3 protein-coding genes and 1 pseudogene are annotated in these 3,126 nt (G+C 73.6%); 2 read left to right on the top strand and 2 right to left on the bottom strand.

Translation table 11 applies throughout. The features are described 5' to 3' along the window. Nucleotides 1–540: 540 nt before the first annotated feature. The gene (locus TA90_RS01450) at nt 541–951 is read right to left on the bottom strand and encodes a DUF3040 domain-containing protein (protein WP_043534247.1); all 411 of its coding nucleotides are present in this window, start codon (nt 949–951) and stop codon (nt 541–543) included. A 76-nt stretch (nt 952–1,027) separates the two neighbouring features. Beyond that, on the bottom strand, nt 1,028–2,245 hold the full coding sequence (dinB, locus tag TA90_RS01445; RefSeq protein ID WP_043534246.1) for a DNA polymerase IV: 1,218 nt from the start codon (nt 2,243–2,245) through the stop codon (nt 1,028–1,030). 68 nt (nt 2,246–2,313) lie between these two features. On the opposite strand from dinB, the gene TA90_RS01440 reads away from it, so the two are divergent. Beyond that, complete coding sequence (locus TA90_RS01440; RefSeq protein ID WP_052450357.1) at nt 2,314–2,898, top strand: spermidine synthase; 585 nt, start codon at nt 2,314–2,316, stop codon at nt 2,896–2,898. A 26-nt stretch (nt 2,899–2,924) separates the two neighbouring features. Continuing rightward, nucleotides 2,925–3,126: pseudogene (locus TA90_RS12995) on the top strand (hypothetical protein); the annotation flags it as partial.

The following is a 3,126-nucleotide window of genomic DNA, read 5'->3' as shown; positions in this document are numbered from 1 at the left end:
CGGTGGGGACGGTGGAGGGACGTGGGGAGGGTGGAGCGGAGTGGGGACGGTGGAGGGACGTGGGGAGGGTGGAGCGCGGTGGGGACGGTGGAGGGACGTGGGGAGGGTGGAGCGGAGTGGGTGGTGGAGGGTGGTGGGAGGAGTCTCCGGGGCCCCTGGCGCCGGCGCCGGCGCCGGGACGGGGCGGGGGGGCTCGCGCCGTGCCGACACGGCTGCGCGAGCGGGCGCCACTGCCCGGTCGGTGGTCGGCCCCGGCACCACTGCCCGACTCGGTCGTCGCTCCTGGCACCGCTGCCTGTTCGGTCGCACGTCCCGTCACCGGTACGTGCCTGCCGTCCGCGGCGGATCTGCCCGGAGGCACCACGCTCACGCGTCGACCCGCACGCGCTCGTCGACGGGCCCCGTCCCGAGGGATGACTTCGCTGCGCCGCCGCGCGGACGCCCGGATCGATCTCGCCCCGGGTCAGGAACACCGGAGATCGGGAACAGCGACCGAGGCACCCCCGGCCCGGGTCCACACGAGCCGAACGGAATCCGCTCTCAGCGGTCCTGGCGCCTGTCCCAGCGACGCTCCTGGCTGGACATGAACGCCGACCAGCCCTTCGGCTTCTGGGGGCCGTTGCGGTGACCACCGTCGGTGGACCGACCGTTGCCCGGGTCCGTGCGCAGGGCCAGGAGCACTCCCCCGACCATCATCGCGAAGCCGATGATCCCCAGCACGATGGCCCAGACGAGCTCACCGACGGAGACCCCCGCCAGGACCACTCCGAGGCCCGCGAGCGCGAGGACCGAGCCCGCGGCCAGTCGTCGCGCGTTGAGCCGACCGGGAGCGGTCGGGGTCTCCGACTGGTCCGGTGTGGAGGACATCGTCGAGGCCAGGTCCGGATCGGCGCGCCGGAGTTCGGCCTCCATCTGTTCGAGGACCTGCTTCTCGTAGTCGGACAGCGCCACCGGGCACCTCCTTCACGGGTTCGAAGGGTCGCGTGACGCCAGTCTACTGTGCGGAAGCCCGCCGCGACCATTCCAGTCAGGCTCCGTCGTCGAGAAGCGATGCGGGCCGGACGGACCCCCCTCCGAAGCGCTCGGTGATGGCGTCCATCGCCCGTTCGGCCGCCAGCGGCCGGCCGTCCTCGTCCAGGGTGACGGCCACGCCCTCGCTGCGCCTCCGCAGGCCCTCGACCCGCACGCCGAGCAGACGCACCCCACCGGTGGGGATGGTCTCACGGGCGAACAGCGTCCCCGCCGCCCGCGCGATCTCCCGCCCCACGTCGGTGGGTGCGGGAAGGGTGGACGAGCGCGTGATCGTCGCGAAGTCAGCCCCACGCATCTTGATGCCCACGGTCCACGCCACGCATCCCGCCGCCCGCAGACGCACGGCGCACTGGTGGGAGGCCCGCAGGATGAAGCGTTCGAGGGAGGCGCGGTCGACCACGTCCTCGGAGAAGGTCGACTCCGTCCCGATCGACTTCTCCTCGCGCCCCGGTGTCACGCTGCGTCGGTCGATGCCCCACGCCAGGTCGTGGAGGTGGTGGCCCGAAGCCTGTCCCACCAGTCGCACCAGCCGCGCCACGTCCGTGTGCGCGAGGTCCCCGACCGTGGTGATCCCCTCACGGTCCAGCACCTCCCCGGTCCTGCCGCCGACCCCCCACAGTGCCCCCACGGGCAGGCCGTGGAGGAAGTCGACGGTCGCACCGGCCGGGACCAGCAGCAGTCCGTCGGGCTTCGCGTGGGAGGAGGCGATCTTCGCGACGCTCTTCGTCGCGGCGATGCCCACCGACGCGGGCAGGCCGACCTCCTCGCGGATGCGACGGCGGATCCCGGTGCCGATGCGCACGGGGGTGCCGAGCCGGAGCCTGGCGCCCGACACGTCCAGGAAGGCCTCGTCGACGCTGACCTGTTCGAGGGCGGGGGTCACGTCCGCCAGGACCGCCATCACCCGCCGTGAGTACTCCCCGTAGACACCGTGGCGTCCCTGCACCACCCGGGCCTGGGGGCACAGGGCCCGCGCACGACCGGTCGGCATGCCCGCACGGACCCCGCAGGCCCGGGCCGGGTAGGTCGCGGAGGTGACCACGCCCCGGGGGCCGGTGCCACCCACGATGAGCGGTCTGTCGGCCAGTGAGGGATCCTCCACGAGCTCGACGGAGGCGAAGAACGAGTCCATGTCGACGTGCAGGATGTCCGTGCCGGAGTCGTCGTCACCCCAGTCCCGGCGGGCACGTGAGTCCCGCGGTGCGTTCGACATCGTGACCCACCTCCCTCCCGCCAATCGTAGGGGCGTGCGGGGGCACCTCGCGCACTACAGTGGCCCCCATGTCGAGACGCGCCGTCCCCCGGGGAAGTGAGAGTTTCGAGGTCTCCTCCGGCACCGCCACCCTGCGCTGGGACGGGACGAGGGCGACGCTCCTGCTCGACGACGTGGAGTCCTCCAACGTCGACATCGCGGACCCCTCCCACCTCGAGTTCGAGTACATGCAGCACATGGACGCGGCGCTCGACACCCTCCTGCCCGCGCCGACGCCCGTGCGCGCACTCCACCTCGGTGCGGCCGCCTGCGCCCTGCCCTGGGCGTGGGCCACCGTGCGCCCGGGATCCCGTCAGGTCGCGGTCGAGGTCGACGCCCGGCTCGCGGACTGCGTCCGCGACTGGTTCGACCTGCCCCGGTCCCCGGAACTGCGGATCCGGGTCGGGAACGGGCGCGAGGTGCTGTCGCACGTCCGGCCGGGAAGCTTCGACGTCGTGGTGCGCGACGCATTCGACCACGGGTCGGTCCCGACCTCCCTGGGCACCGTCGGGGCCGCGCGGGAGGCGGCTGCCGCCCTGCGGCCGGGCGGCCTCTACCTGGTCAACGCCGCCCACGGTGGCCTGCGGACGCCCGCCCTGACGCCGCTGCCCTGAGGGAGGTCTTCCCCCTGGTCTGTGCCGTGACGGACCCGAAGGTGGGACGCTCCCAGCGGCGTGGCAACGTCGTCCTCGTGGCCCAGTCCGACCCCCGCGGCGCGGGGGCCGACGAGGGCGGACACGGTGACGCGGGCGGACCCGGGCGCGAGGGCTTCCTCAACCTCGACGAACTCGACCGCCATCTCCGCCGGCTTCCCCTGCCGGCACGCGTCCTGCGGGGAAGGG

This window comes from Actinomyces polynesiensis (assembly GCF_000820725.1).
Taxonomy (GTDB): Bacteria; Actinomycetota; Actinomycetes; order Actinomycetales; family Actinomycetaceae; genus Pauljensenia; species Pauljensenia polynesiensis.
Note: the sequence above shows the minus strand (reverse complement) of the source record. Positions and strands in the feature narration are given on the sequence as shown.